The 16934-nt window shown below is 36.8% G+C and carries 15 protein-coding genes; 9 read left to right on the top strand and 6 right to left on the bottom strand.

Translation table 11 applies throughout. The features are described from left to right. Positions 1 to 16 precede the first annotated feature (16 nt). Complete coding sequence (locus tag K319_RS0100185; RefSeq protein WP_027381793.1) at positions 17 to 1273, bottom strand: glycoside hydrolase family 88/105 protein; 1257 nt, start codon at positions 1271 to 1273, stop codon at positions 17 to 19. Between the two features lie 97 nt (positions 1274 to 1370). Further along, positions 1371 to 1874, bottom strand: a complete 504-nt coding sequence (locus K319_RS0100180) for a DUF6702 family protein (protein WP_027381792.1) — start codon at positions 1872 to 1874, stop codon at positions 1371 to 1373. 63 nt (positions 1875 to 1937) lie between these two features. On the opposite strand from K319_RS0100180, the gene K319_RS0100175 reads away from it, so the two are divergent. The 8 genes from K319_RS0100175 to K319_RS0100140 all read left to right on the top strand — a co-directional run bounded on the left by K319_RS0100175 (position 1938) and on the right by K319_RS0100140 (position 9370). After that, complete coding sequence (locus K319_RS0100175) at positions 1938 to 2519, top strand: HupE/UreJ family protein (RefSeq protein WP_027381791.1); 582 nt, start codon at positions 1938 to 1940, stop codon at positions 2517 to 2519. Between the two features lie 222 nt (positions 2520 to 2741). Then, complete coding sequence (locus K319_RS0100170) at positions 2742 to 5111, top strand: M1 family metallopeptidase (RefSeq protein ID WP_027381790.1); 2370 nt, start codon at positions 2742 to 2744, stop codon at positions 5109 to 5111. A gap of 420 nt (positions 5112 to 5531) precedes the next feature. Then, positions 5532 to 6308, top strand: coding sequence for a carboxypeptidase-like regulatory domain-containing protein (locus tag K319_RS0100165; RefSeq protein WP_156907012.1), 777 nt, complete (start codon positions 5532 to 5534; stop codon positions 6306 to 6308). Continuing rightward, on the top strand, positions 6305 to 7390 hold the full coding sequence (locus tag K319_RS0100160; protein ID WP_027381788.1) for a YARHG domain-containing protein: 1086 nt from the start codon (positions 6305 to 6307) through the stop codon (positions 7388 to 7390). Before K319_RS0100165 ends, K319_RS0100160 begins: the two co-directional genes overlap by 4 nt. A 215-nt stretch (positions 7391 to 7605) precedes the next feature. Then, on the top strand, positions 7606 to 8049 hold the full coding sequence (locus tag K319_RS0100155; protein WP_027381787.1) for a hypothetical protein: 444 nt from the start codon (positions 7606 to 7608) through the stop codon (positions 8047 to 8049). 17 nt (positions 8050 to 8066) lie between these two features. Continuing rightward, positions 8067 to 8234, top strand: a complete 168-nt coding sequence (locus K319_RS21410) for a hypothetical protein (protein ID WP_156907011.1) — start codon at positions 8067 to 8069, stop codon at positions 8232 to 8234. An 80-nt stretch (positions 8235 to 8314) separates the two neighbouring features. Then, a complete protein-coding gene (locus tag K319_RS0100145; protein ID WP_027381786.1) occupies positions 8315 to 8650 on the top strand; it encodes a hypothetical protein in 336 nt (111 codons plus the stop codon). A 126-nt stretch (positions 8651 to 8776) separates the two neighbouring features. Next, the gene (locus tag K319_RS0100140; protein ID WP_156907010.1) at positions 8777 to 9370 is read left to right on the top strand and encodes a hypothetical protein; all 594 of its coding nucleotides are present in this window, start codon (positions 8777 to 8779) and stop codon (positions 9368 to 9370) included. 283 nt (positions 9371 to 9653) lie between these two features. On the opposite strand, the gene K319_RS0100130 is transcribed toward K319_RS0100140, so the two are convergent. After that, a complete protein-coding gene (locus K319_RS0100130; RefSeq protein WP_027381784.1) occupies positions 9654 to 10529 on the bottom strand; it encodes a cytochrome c in 876 nt (291 codons plus the stop codon). 24 nt (positions 10530 to 10553) lie between these two features. Next, on the bottom strand, positions 10554 to 12833 hold the full coding sequence (gene ccoN / locus K319_RS0100125) for a cytochrome-c oxidase, cbb3-type subunit I (protein WP_027381783.1): 2280 nt from the start codon (positions 12831 to 12833) through the stop codon (positions 10554 to 10556). A 178-nt stretch (positions 12834 to 13011) separates the two neighbouring features. Between ccoN and K319_RS0100120 the strand changes: the two genes are divergently transcribed. Further along, positions 13012 to 13311 (top strand): helix-turn-helix domain-containing protein, encoded by a 300-nt coding sequence (locus tag K319_RS0100120; RefSeq protein ID WP_027381782.1) that lies wholly within the window; start codon positions 13012 to 13014, stop codon positions 13309 to 13311. Positions 13312 to 13370: 59 nt separating this feature from the next. Here K319_RS0100120 and K319_RS0100115 read toward each other — a convergent pair whose 3' ends face one another. Beyond that, a complete protein-coding gene (locus K319_RS0100115) occupies positions 13371 to 15632 on the bottom strand; it encodes a glycosyltransferase (RefSeq protein WP_084403362.1) in 2262 nt (753 codons plus the stop codon). A 42-nt stretch (positions 15633 to 15674) separates the two neighbouring features. Beyond that, entirely contained in the window at positions 15675 to 16703 is a 1029-nt protein-coding gene (locus K319_RS0100110; RefSeq protein ID WP_027381780.1) for a glycoside hydrolase family 130 protein, read from the bottom strand. Between the last annotated feature and the right edge of the window lie 231 nt (positions 16704 to 16934).

Here is a 16934-nt window from a genome sequence, read left to right as displayed (position 1 = left end):
AATTTAAATAAAATGTTTACTGTTTCTCAAATTCTAAACTTGCCAAAATAAAAGGTCCTGTTCCTTTACCGTCATTGGAGCGGATTTTTTCATTGACATAATATTCATAAGAACCGTCTCTGTAGGGCTTTCCTCCTAAACCTGCAACCGCACAACATTTATTGAGATTGACAACACCATTTTCATCAACTGTGATCAGGTTTTTGATAATTCCGTCGTAACCTTTTTTGGCTGCAGTTTTATAAGATTGTGGCAAATAGCCTTCGTTAACGGATTTGATAATCGTATAAACAAACATTGCAGAAGCGCTTGCTTCCTCATAATTGCCATTTTCCAAAGGTTTATCCAAGACCTGATACCAAAGTCCGGAATTCTTGTCCTGAACATTGATTACGGCATCGGCGTAAGATTTAAGATAAGAAACAATCCTTGCTCTTCCGGGATGGTCTTTTGGTAAAAAGTCTAAAACATCGACCATTGCCATGCCGTACCAACCCATTGCTCTGCCCCAAAAATTAGGAGAAAGTCCTGTTTGTTTATCAGCCCAAGCTTGTTGTTTGCTTTCGTCCCAAGCATGGTAGAGTAATCCGGTTTTCTTGTCTAAAAGATTTTTCTGAACAGAATCGAACTGGAAAACGATGTCATCATATGCTTTTTGTGCATCATTTCCTGTGATGAAATCCTTTGTATAATGGGTGTAAAATGGCATTCCCATATATAGGCCGTCCAGCCAGACCTGGTATGGATAGATTTTCTTGTGCCAGAATGAGCCTTCTTTGGTTCTTGGCTGACCCTCGATCTGTAAACGCAAAGTTTGAAGGGCTTTCAGGTATTTTTCTTTTTTCTCTTTTTCGTAAAGATAAAGCAATACGTTTCCGCTATTCAGCATATCGATATTATACTTTTCCAGCTCATATGTCTGAATGGTTCCGTCTTCATTGATCAACTTTTCTCCGAAGCCACTTATATAATCGTAGTATTCTTTCTTTCCTGTTTTTGCATAAAGTTTCTCGGCTCCGTCTAATACAATGGCAGAAGGATAGGTCCACTTCGGATTTTTGCTGAAATCCAGCATCCAGGCTTCTGGAAAACGATGCATCTCGGAAAGCAGCATTCTCTCTGACCATTTCAGATTCATGGGAACAATTTTTCCTGATTGAGATTTTGAAGTTTCCGTTTTAGTTACAATTTTTGATTGTGCGGAAACCAATAATATCCCTGAACTCAAAGCTGTGAAAGCGAGAATTTTTATCTTATGAGTTGTTAAATTCATTATTTTAAATTTTGACATCGATCTATCGCAATTTAAATTAATTGAGTTTACGGATTATCCTGCACTGTCGGGATGCCAAAAATTAATGTAGACGATTTTAAAATTCCTGGTACAGATAACGATCGGGATAGGTCAGTTTTTCACTTTTACGTTGATTATTGACGATGATATGGACGATATTCATCTGATCATCAAAAAGATTATATAAAAAACTTACAGCAGTTTCTACTTTTTTTGGATTAGATACGCTTTCCGATTCCAAAAAAATATCGACACTTTCTTTGTCCTCTTGATAACCGATAAAATTGACCTTTACAAATTGGTTGTTGACTTTCAGTCTCAGATATTCGGATGCATAGTTTTTAACATTTTCCTGCATCTCCTTTTCATATTTTCGGTCTTGAAAGTGGAGACTTTTACCATACTTTTTATTGATTGCATTTTCCAGGTCGTCCATAAAGAAACGTCCGGTAATTTCAAATGTCCTAGATTTCTGGTTGTAGTTAAACTCCATGGAACCAACGTGATAAGGGTGTGGTTTGAAGGAGAGGACAGCAAAGATAAAAGAGAAGGCAAATATTATGGACAGAACTTTCTTCATTGGTTTGGAAAATTTAAATCGAAATTAATCATTATTTTCGTGAATCTTTTTAAAAATGATAGGATGCAGGATTTTATTTTTTACCTGAAATTGGGCTGGGAACACATTATTTCATTAGATGCGCTTGACCACCAGCTGTTTATTTTAGCTTTGATCGCGGTTTATTCTTACAATAATCTCAAAAAGATTCTGATTCTTGTCACTGCCTTTACAATCGGACATTCTGTAACATTGGCTTTAAGTACACTTAACATTTTGAGAGTCCCGGGCAACTGGGTCGAGTTTCTGATTCCCTTGACAATCGTTATCACTTCATTGGATAACATATTGATGAAAAACAAACAAAAAAGTCTGATGCAGATGAACTACTATCTGGCGATGATCTTCGGTCTGATCCACGGGATGGGTTTTGCAAATACAGCAAGAATGATGATTGCAAAGGAACAGAGCATTTTTGTTCCGCTTTTGGGATTTAATATTGGTTTGGAATTGGGTCAGATCACATTGGTCATTGTGATCTTGATTCTTCTTTTTATTCTGCTAAAGATATTTCGAGTTAATAGAAAAGACTGGATTCTGTTTGTTTCTTCAGGGGTTTTTGCATTATCCCTGAAGATGGCTTTGGAAAGAATCCCTTTTTCATAATCGTTATATTTTATTTGGGCAGCCATTTCCGTGCTCCGTTCCCGCTATCCGCCTCTGGCGGATGAGCTCCACTCAGCTCGGGCTGCGTAAGATTCAAAATCCTGGAAGATAGCTGCTATTTCAACAGTAATTCAGAAAATAAAATATACAATTTTTATCTTATTCGTAACAATTTCTTACATTTGATTACTTGAAGGAAATTATCATCTAATTCTTTGTAAAATGAAGTTAAAAGTTTTAGGACTTTTGTTCTGTTCTGCTGTTCTGTCAGCACAGAATATCCAAAATAATCCGGGAAGTAATCACGGTAACAAATTCGAACAGCTCGGAACTATTCTTCCAACTCCCAATGTTTATAGAACGGCTTCCGGCGCACCAGGTCAAGCCTATTGGCAGCAACGGGCAGATTATGATATCGAGGCATATCTGGATGAGGATAAAAGAAATCTGAAAGGTTCGGAAACCATCATTTATTATAACAATTCTCCGGACGATCTGGAGTATCTATGGCTTCAGCTGGATGAGAATGAACAATCGTCTGTCAAGAATGCCGATTATCCTTTTTCATCGACATTGCCGAAAAGAGAGATTGTAGAAAACTTAAAACCAACCGAATTACCGATTTCGGATAATGGCTATGGCGTTAATCTGGAAAAAGTAACAGATGCTAACGGGACACCTCTGAAATATGTTGTTAATAAGACAATGATGCGGATAGACCTTCCTAAAGCTTTGAAAAAGGGAGAAAAGTTCGTATTCAAGATCAGTTGGAATTATAACATCCCGAATCGTATTGAAATGGGCGGTAGAGGTGGTTATGAAAACTTTCCGGAAGACGGCAACGACCTTTACACGATCACACAATGGTTTCCGAGAATGTGTGTCTACAGCGATTTTCACGGCTGGCAGAATCATCAGTTCACGGGAAGAGGAGAGTTTGCTTTAGTATTCGGGAATTATAAAGTAAAAATGAATGTCCCTGCTGATCATATCGTAGGCGGAACCGGAGAATGTAAAAACTATGAGCAGGTTTTGACTGCTGAACAATTTGCGAGATACAAAAAAGCCGAAAATTCGAACGAACCTATAGAGATCGTAACACTTGATGAAGCTAAAAAGGCAGAAAAAAATCGTTCAAAACAAAGAAAGACCTGGATTTTTGAAGCCAATGACGTTCGTGATTTCGCCTGGACATCTTCAAGAAAATTTGTTTGGGACGGGATGCGTGTAACAATTCCTGAGAACAATAACAAAGTAATGGCCATGAGCTTCTACGGAAAAGAGGCTTACGGATTGTATAGAAAATTCTCTACAAAGGCAGTTGCCCATACGATCAAAACATATTCAGAATTTACGATACCTTACCCATATCCTGTGGCACAATCTGTGGAAGCTTCCAATGGAATGGAGTATCCGATGATCTGCTTCAATTATGGAAGAACAGAAAAAGACGGAACCTACTCTGAAGCCATTAAAAATGGAATGTTAGGCGTGATCATTCACGAAGTGGGGCACAATTTTTTCCCGATGATCATCAACTCGGATGAAAGGCAATGGAGCTGGATGGATGAAGGACTGAATACTTTCGTTGAATATCTGACTGAGGAAAAATGGGATAACAAATTTCCTTCAAAACGAGGGCCGGCCTGGACGATCGTAGACTATATGAAACTTCCAAAAGATGAATTGGAACCGATCATGTCCAATTCTGAAAACATCGCAAAATTCGGTCCGAATGCTTATTCAAAACCGGCGACGGGACTCAATATCCTTCGCGAAACCATTATGGGAAGAGAGTTGTTTGATAAAGCTTTCAAAACCTATGCAAAAAGATGGGCATTTCGTCATCCCGAGCCAGCAGATCTTTTCAGGACGATGGAGGATGCCAGCGGGGAAGACCTGGATTGGTTCTGGAGAGGATGGTTTTATGGGACAGATCCTGTTGATATTTCTATTGATAAAGTAACTGTCGCAAGGCCGGATCTTGATGCCGTCCCAAAATCTGAAACTGTAAAATATACTGTCGATAAACCTGTACTTAACGAGTTTGAAGATATTTCTAAAATAAGAAACAAGGAAGATAGATCGATAAAATTCTATGTTGATGGTGATAAAGAGGTTCAGGATTTCTATTACAGATATGATCGCGGACAAGAGAAAACAGATACTTCAAAAGAATATTCTATGACGATGGGAAATCTTGAAAAAGTATCCGGCAAAGACATAGCAAAAGAAAGCAATTTAACCGCTTATCAGATCGATTTCTCAAACAAGGGCGGATTGGTGATGCCAATCATTTTGGAATTCACTTTTGAAGACGGTTCAAAGTTAAATGACAAAATTAGTGTTCAAATCTGGAGACATAACGAGCAAAAGGTCTCCAAAACTTATTATTTTGATAAAAAATTAAAATCCGTCCAACTAGATCCGATGAGAGAAACAGCTGATATTGATACATCCAACAATCTTTGGACTGCAACTTCCACAGAAACACAGAGTAAATTTCAAGTCTTCAAGCAGAAGCAGAAAAATGCTGCAAGAGGAGCCTCCACTGGGAAAATAAACCCAATGCAAGCGGCCGGAAAAAAATAAATTCAATACTTGGTCCTGAAAATTTCAGGACTTTTTTTTGTAGCTGAAATATTGTATTTTTTCTAATTATTTCAAACATAGTACAGGGGATTTTACGGGCGATGGAATAGAAGATGTTGCAATTTATTTTTCTCTCGCTCCAAAGGAAGGAGGAAACAGTATCGTCGTACAGGGATTGGCTTTGTATGAAAACAATGGAACCAGCGTGAAGGTAATCGCCGGTTACGAGTCTGATTATTTATCCAGCTAAAAAAAATAAGTAAAGGCAAGATGAAAAATTAGAATATGCTGAGACTGATGGCAGATGTTGTCCCTCTATAAAAACAGAACATGATTTCTGGAAATGAAGCTTTCTCGTTCATTGATTTTTAGGTTTGTTGAATTTCGGTATCATCATTTATTTAAAAAAAAGAAAAACAAATGAAAATTAATACCTTGTTCCGGATTATATTTCCGTATTCCAATTTTTGTGGTAGTATTGATAAAATTGATATTGATTGTATGATGTCATTCAAGTTTTTTGTCGGCGGTATTTTTTTGACATTCTTTTTGGCTTGTTCAGAAAAAATCAATGATTATTATTCGGGAATCGTTGTGGATGAGTTGGGCAGACCTGTCCAAAATGTTCTTATTCGAGAAGATTATGTGGGGAATAACAAAAACAAAACCCTGACTGATAAAAATGGATTTTTCAAATTCCAACGTTCCGGTTTGCCGGAACTTGTGATTTCTAAGGAAGGTTTCATTAATGATACTTTAAGATTGGTTGGTTCGCACGCAGGGGAAAAATTGTTTTATTCTCCATTGATTACAAAAGATTCCACGATTGTTTTACTCAAGGGTAAAAATACCGACAAACTGAATTTCAATTATAAAGAAATTTTGAAACCTGATTTTGATACCATTCTGAATCCTAATACCAAGAACGATCAACTTTTTGGCGTTTGGCTCATCAATGGTGATAAGGAATTAAGAGGTTTCAAGCTGGATTCTGTTGACGGATTTTATCATTTTGGTTATGACGGGAACCGATATATGAGATACATTGTCAATGAAGATACGATCACAATTTTCAGGGATGATTATTACTATCAAAGAAAAGGGATCATTAAAAGTATTGACGGTCAATCTCTGGAGATCCTTTGGGATAATAAAGAAAATATCCAATACAAAAAATGGAAAAATAAAAACTTATGACAAAACATATATTTCTAATATTATTGATGCTTTCAGGCTATTCTGCATTTGCCAATGACGGTGCATTTTTCGCAAAAGGCAATCAGCTGATTCCGATCAATGAAACAGATATTACTGTGAAAAAGGAAATTTTGACCCTTAAAAAAATCAGAAATCAGTTTATAGAAGTTACAGTTTATTATGAATTTTTCAATCCAAAAGAAGACAAAAAAATAACGGTCGGTTTCGAGGCCTTTTCACCGGAAGGCGACGTGGATGGAGCACCAAAAAATGGAAAACACCCTTACATGAGAGATTTCACGGTGGAACTCAATCATTCTATTCTGAAATATGATGTTGCATACGTTTCCGACTCGTTGTACAATAAAAATGGAACGATAAAGTCCCTGGATCTTGCAAAATTCGATGGGAATAAAAGCGGAAATTATGTAGATTTCTTTTATGTCTATCATTTTGAAGCCAACTTCAAAAAAGGAATTAACATTGTGAAACACACCTATAATTATGATTTGTCAGGTTCCATAGATTACAATTACGATTTTGAATATGTGCTCACTGCGGCCAATCGTTGGGCAAACAAACAGATTGACGATTTTACATTGATCATTGATAACGGTGAGTTTGAGACATTTTCCATCAACAAAACTTTCTTTAAAAATTCGGATGAATGGCTGATTAATGGAATCGGAAAAACCGAAGATATCAAAGGAAGTAAAAATGCTTTTGTTGAAAATGATGCTTTGAAATTCCATTTGCAGAAAGGCAACATCATTTTTCAAAAGAAAAATTTCAAAATCAACGGCGATTTGTTTGTGTATGCTCAAAACTATCTGGGAATTCAGGATTTGGAGTATATTCCTTTCTCGTATTATCAGGAAGATAAAATCGCTCAGCCGAAAAATGATTTTCAAAAAAAAGTATTAAAGAATCTGCCTTTTGCAAGACGCGGTTATGTTTTTCAGAATCAGGATCTCAATCAGTTTTACAAAAAAATGGATTGGTATCTCCCAAATCCCAATTATCAGCCCGATACGGAGATTATTACAGATGGGGAAAAGAAATGGATTGAGAAGTGGAAATGAAACTAAATTCCATAATCGGTTTCAAAATTAAAACCAACGAATTATAATTCATCATCAGCGAATTGTAAATGACTAATGTTAATTTTAAAATTTTGCTTTATTTTAGATTCTGTCAAAAAAATACGATGCCATTAAAAAATGCACAAATCTAAAAATTGCTGTACAGATTTTAAGAAATATAATTGTTTTGAAATGATCAATTAATAATTATACTGATGGGAAAACTGACCGGATATTTCACGATAACTTGGCTAATCATTTTGATAGTCAGCTTTTTGATTTCAAGATTTCTATTGATTCGATTATTAGGACTCGATGATGACTCCAATGAATGGTGGATGGCAATAGTTACGGGCGTTTCTTTTATTTATTCTTTAAAATTTGTTTTCTTTTTGACCTTATCTTCTGTAACTATTTTCCTGAATCTTTTTAAGAAAGTCAGAAACAATTGGTTGCTGTCTTTGTTGACCTATTCATTGATTCCGTTGTTGACTTTTGCGATTATGATTATTAGTGATATGTTAGAAAATGGAAACGGTTTTGAAGCTATAAAAAGTATTGCAAAATTTTCCGGTAGTTTGGTTTTACCACATTTGTTTTGTACGTTGATCTGTTTTCTACATTTCAGGAAATTGATGAGAAACGAGAGTTTTAATTAAACTATGACGAACCACAGATGGAACTGAAAATATTTTTAATTTTTACAATAGCTCTGATGATCTTATTCAGTTGTGATAAAAAAACTAAAAGTGAGAAGCAGAACGAAATTATTTCAAGCGAAGATATTCCTGAAATCAATGCTTATGTTAAAAATCCAGGCAAGAAAAAAATTATTGAAATATAAATCCACCATCATCGTTGGGACGTCCAAAGATACAAGAATGAAAAACTTAAATTTTGGTTGGATAAAATTAAACTGTAAAAATGAAGAAAATAATTGCTATTTCGCTTTCCGCCATCACGATAATCGTCTGTTGCTATTTGATTGTGATCAAAATGGGTTCACTTGATATTCCGGTCAACAAAAACGAGTGGTACGCGATGGATACTATCCACAAAATAGAAGACCGGACCGATATCGACGAGTGCGAAAAAAAAGTTTTGAAAGGAAAAGTTAAACAAGACAGAGAAAACGCCAAACGTGTTTCAAATGATGCTTTTCAGGTTCAGGTAATTGCTTTTGGTGTCATTATCATACAGGTTTTCTTGTTGGTTCTTATTATATTAATGCCCTCTAAAAATCATATAGAACCAAGCTAAAGTGAAAAAGTCGTTGCTCTTTTATATAATAACAGAATTGATCGAATAGAAAACCAGAGTAATTTGGAATAAAGCACCAATAAAAAATAACGGATTACTTTGATCAACAAGAAAAATTATACTGAAATGAATCAAAATATATTAAACAAACTTAATTCATTGGGAGGAAATACCGATGATGTGAATGAAGATAGAAGTTTTGTAGAAAACTGGCAAAGTGTGAAATTTACACACTATTTATATGATAAAGAGTGGGATGTCTATGGCATAGATAAATTTTATGAAGCTAATATAAATCTCTATCAAACCAATGAGAAAAAGTTTTATCAAGATTTGTTAGAACATTACTTTTCTGAGCACGAATTCTTTTATGGACAGGATTTTTACAAAAACTGGTTATTTACACCCTTCAAACCTGGCTCAAAAGACTTTGGCGAATTTGATGGTTTGGTTGAGGAAAACGATGTCAAGGCGATCGTGCAAGGAACAGAAATGGATTTTATCTGCATATTTTATTCTTATGGATTTCCTGACCATTTTTTTGTTTGCTCAACGGATCCAAACCAGTCGAATCCCATTGTTTACAGTACAGACCACGAGGTTTATTTTCAGGAGATTGAAAATGAAGGGACATTAGAAGAATTTTTAGATAAGTATATGACAAAGCAAGAATTTTTGGACGTTGTCAAAGAGTATCTGGAAAGTAAGTTTGGCAAATAATTACTACTTGGTTTATTAATATAAGTTATTCGGTTTTATGGATCCTGATAAATTTCATGGGAAGATTTTATACAATATCAGATTGTCAGGATATCTTTCTTCTGTGAATGGGCAGATTCTGCAGAACAATCCAATCAAAAAAGAATTTGGAAAAAATTAACTACATCAAAATATCATCAATATACCGAGACCAATGGTATAGATTATGGGCCTGTGCAGAATGGTCAATATAACAATTTCTGCGCCTTCGATTGATGGGAAAATCAATATTCACTAGCTTTAATTATTCTACCCAATGTGCCTCTTCACCTTGTGGCGCAGCACCGCCTTGAGCTTCTGTGATTGGGGATTTTTCCTGATTAATGTGATAAATGTAGGCCGCTACTTTCTCAGCATCTCTTCCTGTAATGATTCCTTCTTTAATGAATGGTCGCATCGTAGGATTATTGGGTGAGCCGTTTTCAAGCATCCAGAAAACATTTTTGAAAAGACTTTTTTGTTTGATATTGATCCATTTGTTATCAGTAAGATTCGGGCCTATTCCACCTCTTCCGGATTCTGAATGGCATGACACGCAGTTGGTCTTGAATATCTGCTCGCCTTCGGTAATGTTTTCTGCGTTGTACCTTGCTGTCTCCATGGTTACTGCAGGTGCTAATTTTTCATAGTCTTTAATTGAAGCAAGCTGAAGTTTGGTTTCATCCTGGTATTCTTTATCTGGATGAGCATAATCTGTAAATGCAAAGGCAAACAAATATATAGCACAGGATATGATCGTAAAATAAAACAGGCCAAGCCACCATTTTGGTAATGCATTATCCAATTCTGTGATCCCATCGAAACCATGGTCGATAAGGATCTCTTCCTCTTCTTTCGCCGATTGTTTTTTGAAAGCCGAGTTCCAGAGTTTCTGAAAATAGGGTATCGATTTTTCTTTTAAGTATTCCTTCTTTTCGTCGTCGGTTAAAAGTTGGAAATTGGCGTTCTCCACCAGATCTCCTATAGAATCCATGATCAACAAAAGGATAGAAATGATCACAAGGATTCCCCAGAAAAGTGGAGTCTTCAGATAGCCCGGATCGCCGGACATCTCGAAAGCTATAAAAATGGAAATGACAGCTACGGTAATGTATACCGATATTGGAGTTCTCGTTTTCATGTCGGTCAAAAATTTCAGGATTAATTACTTTATACTTGCAGTTTTTACCTCTGTTGTTTTGATGTCGGTTCCCAATCTTTGCAGATAAGCTATCAAAGCGATGATCTCTCTCTGTTCCAATGGGATAAAGGCATCTCCTTTTGCCTTCTTCTCTTGTTCCGTTTGATCTTTCAAATCGGCGGCTTCAGAAAAGATCCTCTTAACGATCGCCTTGGATTGATTATCTGCCCACTGATCAGCAGAATCTATTTCAGTCTTTGTGTATGGGATGTCAAAATTATTTTTCATCAATTTTAATTTATCTACCATTTTGGAACGGTCCAGTTTATTGGTTATCAACCAAGGGAAGCGTGGCATAATAGATCCTGCTGAAGTAATTCTTGGATTATACATATGTTTGAAATGCCAGGAGTCTGGATTCCTTTGACCTTCACGATGCAGATCAGGCCCCGTCCTTTTAGATCCCCATAAAAACGGTCTGTCATAGACAAATTCTCCAGCCTTCGAATACTGCCCGTTTTTACCATCAAAACGCATCACCTCATCACGGAAAGGTCTGATCATCTGAGAGTGGCAGGAGTTGCAGCCCTCGCGTATATAGAGATCCCGGCCTTCCAATTCAAGAGGCGAATATGGTTTTACTGCTGATATCTGCGGTACATTGCCTTGAAGGGTAAGGGTTGGGACAATTTCAACTATTCCGCCGATCGCAATCGCTACAAATGCTAGAATTGATAATAAATGAGGTGTTCTTTCAAGCCAAAGATGAATTCCTTCACCTTGTCTTCTGGACTTGCTGACATTGGCTAATGCAGGAGCTTCTGCTGGTACATTCTTTTGAAACGAACCAATTCTAATGGTTTTATAAACATTGATGACCATTAAAATGGCACCACCAAGATAGAATAGTCCGCCTAAAAATCTCATTTTGAAATAGGGTAGAATAGCGGTAACGGTATCCAGCCAGTTTTTGTAAACCAATGTCCCATCTGGATTGAATTGTTTCCACATTAATCCCTGAGTGAATCCTGCAAGATACATCGGCACAGCGTAGAAAATAATTCCTAAAGTTCCCAGCCAGAAATGCCAGTTGGCAAGTTTTTTAGACCAGATCTCGGTTTTCCACATGGCTGGAACCAAATAATAAACAACACCGAATGCCATAAAGCCGTTCCAGCCAAGTGCACCTAGGTGAACGTGACCAATCACCCAGTCTGTATAATGACCTATTTTATTCAAAGATTTAGTTGCCAGAAGTGGACCTTCGAAAGTTGCCATACCATAACAAGTAACGGCGACTACAAAGAATTTGAGAATAGGTTCTTCTCTTACTTTGTCCCAAGCGCCCCTCAAGGTCAAGAGCCCGTTCAGCATTCCTCCCCACGATGGGGCGATCAGCATAATAGAAAATCCTGTTCCCACTGCCTGAGCCCAAGCCGGCAAAGCGGTGTACTGAAGATGATGTGGCCCAGCCCATAGATAAACAAAGATCAAAGACCAAAAATGGATAATCGATAATTTATAAGAAAATACAGGACGGTTTGCAGCCTTTGGCAGGAAGTAGTACATCAGCCCTAAAACCGGGGTGGTCAATACAAACGCAACGGCATTATGACCATACCACCATTGTACCAGAGCATCTTTGACCCCAGCGTAAGCGGAATATGACTTCCATCCTGTGAAAGATAATGGAACTTCCAGATTATTGAAGATGTGAAGCATTGCAACGGCTATCCAGGTTCCGATATAGAACCAGAGGGCAACGTACAGATGTCGTACTCTCCGTTTTATGATCGTTCCGAACATATTGATTCCGAAAATGACCCATGAGAAGGTTATTAGAATGTCAATTGGCCATTCATGCTCGGCGTATTCTTTAGAAGTGTTGATTCCCATCAAAAACGTGATAACTACGGCAATGATCATAAGTTGCCAGGTCCAGAAATGGATCCAGGAAAGTGTATCGCTATACATTCTGGTCTTCAAAAGTCGCTGCATACTATAATAAGCACCGCAGAAAAAAGAATTACAGACAAATGCAAAGATAACGGCGCTGGTATGCAACATTCTGATCCTGCCAAAACCCATCGCACCTTGGGAATTGATCAATCCTTGAATATTACCGCTTCTTAAACTTTGGATAGTGGTATCATCCGTGCCGAATAAAAATTCTGGCAATTCAGGATAAAAAAGCATTAATGCAGCTGTAAGTCCCAGAATAAAACCAATGATTCCAAATGTAATAGTTGCATAGAGAAATGCTCTGACAATATTGTTGTCATAATGAAATTTTTGTGTCACCATAATTACGCTTTGAATAGAGGATGATCTTATTTCATACAAATGCTTTTGCAAGGACATTGGCTATAGAAATAAATATCATAGTACAGTTTTTATGTTTTGACAAAGGTATTTTGTAACTTTGTGTAGTGCTAATGGATTTACTTCTAAATTATACTGAAACCTACTAAAACCTAATCAAATGAGACTGTGTGGCGAAAACATCAGAAAAATAAGAAGGGATAAGGATTATACTCAGGAGTATATGGCTTTTGAAATGGGGATTTCCCAAAAATCCTATTCGGATATTGAAAATTCCAAAGTTAAGATCAATCTTGATATTCTTACCAAAGTGTCGGCGATTTTAAATATAAAGCCTTCAGACATTTGTAGTATCTCTCATCAGTGTGGTGGAAGTGGTCATGATTATGAAGCCAAATATAATGGTCTCCTTGATTTTATAAAAAGCAACAATATTTCTGTACCGGAAGAACTATTGTAGCTGGTTATCTCGCTAAGCGTCGTCTGTTTTTTTATATGTTTTTTGATTGTTTTTTAAAGTTATTTATCAAAGCAAAGCCTTGCCATCAGATAACTGACTGTAGATTCTGCACCTTGGTTAAGGTTTACATTTTTCTCTTCGATCCCATCATAGCAACCTCCCGTTGCGGGGTTATAAACGATCTGATCCAAATGATTTTTTCCCAGAAACCAATCGAATGAATTCCTCATCATTTCTAAATATCTTTTATCATTGATAACTGTATGGAATCTTTCTAGTGCCAAAATTGTATAAGCAACATCAATAGGCTGTTCTCCGCCAATTGGAAGATCGTTTTCAGTGTTTTCTTTTTGCAGCCAGCCTTTGTTTGAGACTACTTTTATATTGCTGCCAACCATAATTTTGGACAGTAAAAACTGGAAAGACTCCTCAGCAATTTGTTTGTAAATCCCATCTTTAGTTGAAATCCACGCACAGAGTAAGGCTTCCGGTATTAAGCTGTTTCCGTAGGTCATATAACTCTCAAACCAATGCCAATCGTCTTTTGCTTCGTGTTGATACATTTTCACCAAACGATCCGCTAATTCTTTTAATAATGGAAGGTTTTTCCCCGAGTTTTGGTAATGCAATCCTTTTACAATAAAAGCCATTGCTCTTGTTGAGTGGATCTTTTCCGCGCGGATAAGATTTTTTTGGATGATTTTTTCTGCCGTCTCAGAAAATTCCTGAGGTAAAATTTCTTTTAATGAGATCAGATAGCCTAGAGCCCATATCGCTCTGCCATTGGAATCATCCAGATTGGTCTCATAATTCTGCTGAGTGAACTGTTTATGGTCATCAACATAATTCAAAAAACTGCCGTCTTTTTGTTGGCAAAATTTGATAAAGTTTAAATAAATTGAGATCAACTGCAGATCTGATTTTTTTTCATTGATCTGAAAATGCCTGCAAATAGCGATCATCGCCCGTGCATTATCATCCAGTGTGTAACCTGAATTGATATCCGGCTTGCTGATCTTTGAAAACTGGATCATCCCGAAGTCTGTCGTCATATTTTGGATATGGTCAAGATTGATTTCCGGTAGATTATAATTGAGTTCTGTTTTATTATTTCCAAATTCCTGAAATAGCAAAGCGTGTAAAATAGATGAATTTTCCCAAGCTGTCGAGGCCATTTTTTCCAATGATTTCTGACGCAGCTCCTCCCGTATGCTTTCATTTTCTAATAATGTGTTTACCGCAACAGACAACTGTTCTGGAGCTTCAAAATCAATAATAATTCCGGTGTCTTCCTTTAAAACTTCCAAAGCATGTGGGATCGGAGTAGAAACAATGGCGCACCCGCTGCTGATTGCATATGAAAATGTTCCGCTCACTGCCTGGTTTCTGTCTTTTGACGTGAAAAGATAAACATCGGTAAGCTGAAGATATTCCAGTAATTCTGGAAGGGGCAGATAATCATTGATAAAGCGGATGTTGTTTTCCAGATGAAGTTTACACGTGAGATCTTCCAAAAAATAACGATATTTCTCGCCTTCGTGCCTTACTATTGCAGGGTGTGTTTTGCCAAGAATTAGAAAAATAACATCAGGGTTTTTAGCGATGATCTCCGGCAAGGCCTTCAGTGTGGTTTCAATATTTTTTCCGGGACCTAATAGACCAAATGTTGAAAGGACCTTTTTGTCTTTAAGATCATATTTTTCCTTCAGTGCAATTTTGTCTGTAAAAGGGAGAAGGTGCGTTCCGTGAGGTATTACCGTAATTTTATCGGGGGAGATTTCATAATCACTTGAAAGAATGTCTGCAGAAATACTTGTCATTACAACGAGAGATCTCGCAAAATCGGCGATTTCTTTCACTTTTTCCTTCAGCTCCTTATCAGGCTTTGGCAAAACGGTGTGAAAAGTGATAATAACATCCTTTTTTAAGTTCTTGAGAAAAAGATACAGACCATTTCTGGTTTCATTGAAAAAGCCGAATTCATGCTGGAGCATCACCAGCTCGATCGCATCATTTTTATTGATCTTCGCGGCTAATTCCAGATAGGAAACGGCATCTGAGATGTTTAATTTATACTCGGTATATTCTTGGTATTCATAATTTTCTTCTTCCGTTTCCATCGGACAAATAATTGCTTTGAATGATTCTCCGAATTTCGAATGAAGGGATTTTATGAGATCCTGAGTGTAAGTTGCAATTCCACATACCTTAGGAGGAAAAGTACTTACAAAGATGATCTCGGTTTTGTTGTTGGTTTTGTATTTTTGGGCTTTGTATTTTTGGGCTTTGTCCTCCACATCTGAATTAATATTTTTGCTCATATTTACTTTTATTTTAATCGGATAATTCTTAACGGATCACCGTTATACGGCGTACATCATCAGCTCTTTCAATAACTTTGAAATACTGAGTGATGCAACAGCAATCCTTTCGTCTGCGGCTCCATAATAGATATATAGTCTGTCATTTTCTATAATGGTTCCTGTCGGGAAACAGACATTGTTGACTTCACCTTTCAGTTCCCATTCTTCTTCCGGTCTGAAAAGCGGATAAGGAAGCCTGGAAGTTTCTTTTTCCGGATTTTCGAGGTCCAATAAAGCTGCACAGGCGTTGTAAATATATCCGTTAACGGTATCGTAGACACCGTGGTAGATTATCAGCCAGCCGTATTCTGTTTCTATTGGTGGACATCCGCCTCCGATATAACTTGATTCGTGATCATATTTTGGTGATAAGAGAATATGGTCTTTAAAATGTAAAAAGTAATCCTGCCAGAAATCAGAATTCAGGTCTTCGATATTTTTTGTACTTGCGATCTGGATTTCAGGTCTTATTCTGTGAAGAAAATAAAATTTGTCGTTTATTTTTCTTGGGAAAAAGATCAAATTTTTGTCCCATAAAAAAATAGGATAGCTGTTTATATGACTGATCTGGAACTGATTGTATCGTTTATATTTTTCGGGTATTGAACCCTCTGATTCTGATAAGTTCTTAAACTCTTCATAAGGGATCTTCGGAACAATAATTCCTTTATTCTTCCATGACCTGAGGTCTTTGGAGGTTGTTAATGTTCCTAGTGCATTGATGCCGTCGTAACTCGTATAAGTAAGGTAAAATTGGTCATCTATTTTAACAATTCGGGGGTCTTCTACGCCGTGTTTTTCATACTCGGATTCAGGAACAATGATTGGTGAATCTGACCGTTTTTCTACTGTAAGCGGATCTGACAATACACAATGTCCGACAGTTGAAAAATTGCCTTTTGCAACAGCACGGTAAAACAAATGTATTTTGCCATTCTCCTTAATGATTGCTGGATTCAAAACCCCTTCGTTTTCAAAACTCAGCTCGGTTTTTCTGAGTATGATCCCTTCTTTTTTTATCTCTACCATTTAGGTTGTTGCGTTGCGACTTTTGTTTTGTTTGTCTTCCCGTTTCTCTTTTAGTGATTTTGCCGGCGGTGTTTTATCTGTTTTTTTCTTTGTATCCTTTTCTTTTGACATTTTAAAATATTTCTATTATATGTAAAGGTCATCTATTAAAAAAAGAAAGCTTTGTAATAGTCTTTCAAATTGTTACATAAATCATAGTTATTAAAATTTAAAGGACTAACTTTGGAAGAG

Source organism: Epilithonimonas caeni DSM 17710, from assembly GCF_000426465.1.
GTDB classification, from domain to species: Bacteria; Bacteroidota; Bacteroidia; order Flavobacteriales; family Weeksellaceae; genus Epilithonimonas; species Epilithonimonas caeni.
The sequence above is the reverse complement of the archived record's forward strand: the minus strand, read 5'-3'. Positions and strand labels throughout refer to the sequence as shown.

What these genes read in the sequence shown, in the direction of transcription:
- K319_RS0100145 (WP_027381786.1), top strand. Translation starts at nt 8,315, where the DNA reads ATGAAGAAAATAATTGCTATTTCGCTTTCCGCCATCACGATAATCGTC.
- K319_RS0100110 (WP_027381780.1), bottom strand. Translation starts at nt 16,703, where the DNA reads ATGGTAGAGATAAAAAAAGAAGGGATCATACTCAGAAAAACCGAGCTG.
- K319_RS0100170 (WP_027381790.1), top strand. Translation starts at nt 2,742, where the DNA reads ATGAAGTTAAAAGTTTTAGGACTTTTGTTCTGTTCTGCTGTTCTGTCA.
- K319_RS0100140 (WP_156907010.1), top strand. Translation starts at nt 8,777, where the DNA reads ATGAATCAAAATATATTAAACAAACTTAATTCATTGGGAGGAAATACC.
- K319_RS0100155 (WP_027381787.1), top strand. Translation starts at nt 7,606, where the DNA reads ATGGGAAAACTGACCGGATATTTCACGATAACTTGGCTAATCATTTTG.
- K319_RS0100180 (WP_027381792.1), bottom strand. Translation starts at nt 1,874, where the DNA reads ATGAAGAAAGTTCTGTCCATAATATTTGCCTTCTCTTTTATCTTTGCT.
- K319_RS0100130 (WP_027381784.1), bottom strand. Translation starts at nt 10,529, where the DNA reads ATGAAAACGAGAACTCCAATATCGGTATACATTACCGTAGCTGTCATT.
- K319_RS0100185 (WP_027381793.1), bottom strand. Translation starts at nt 1,273, where the DNA reads ATGAATTTAACAACTCATAAGATAAAAATTCTCGCTTTCACAGCTTTG.
- K319_RS0100115 (WP_084403362.1), bottom strand. Translation starts at nt 15,632, where the DNA reads ATGAGCAAAAATATTAATTCAGATGTGGAGGACAAAGCCCAAAAATAC.
- K319_RS0100165 (WP_156907012.1), top strand. Translation starts at nt 5,532, where the DNA reads ATGAAAATTAATACCTTGTTCCGGATTATATTTCCGTATTCCAATTTT.
- K319_RS0100160 (WP_027381788.1), top strand. Translation starts at nt 6,305, where the DNA reads ATGACAAAACATATATTTCTAATATTATTGATGCTTTCAGGCTATTCT.
- K319_RS0100175 (WP_027381791.1), top strand. Translation starts at nt 1,938, where the DNA reads ATGCAGGATTTTATTTTTTACCTGAAATTGGGCTGGGAACACATTATT.
- K319_RS0100120 (WP_027381782.1), top strand. Translation starts at nt 13,012, where the DNA reads ATGAGACTGTGTGGCGAAAACATCAGAAAAATAAGAAGGGATAAGGAT.
- ccoN (WP_027381783.1), bottom strand. Translation starts at nt 12,833, where the DNA reads ATGGTGACACAAAAATTTCATTATGACAACAATATTGTCAGAGCATTT.
- K319_RS21410 (WP_156907011.1), top strand. Translation starts at nt 8,067, where the DNA reads ATGGAACTGAAAATATTTTTAATTTTTACAATAGCTCTGATGATCTTA.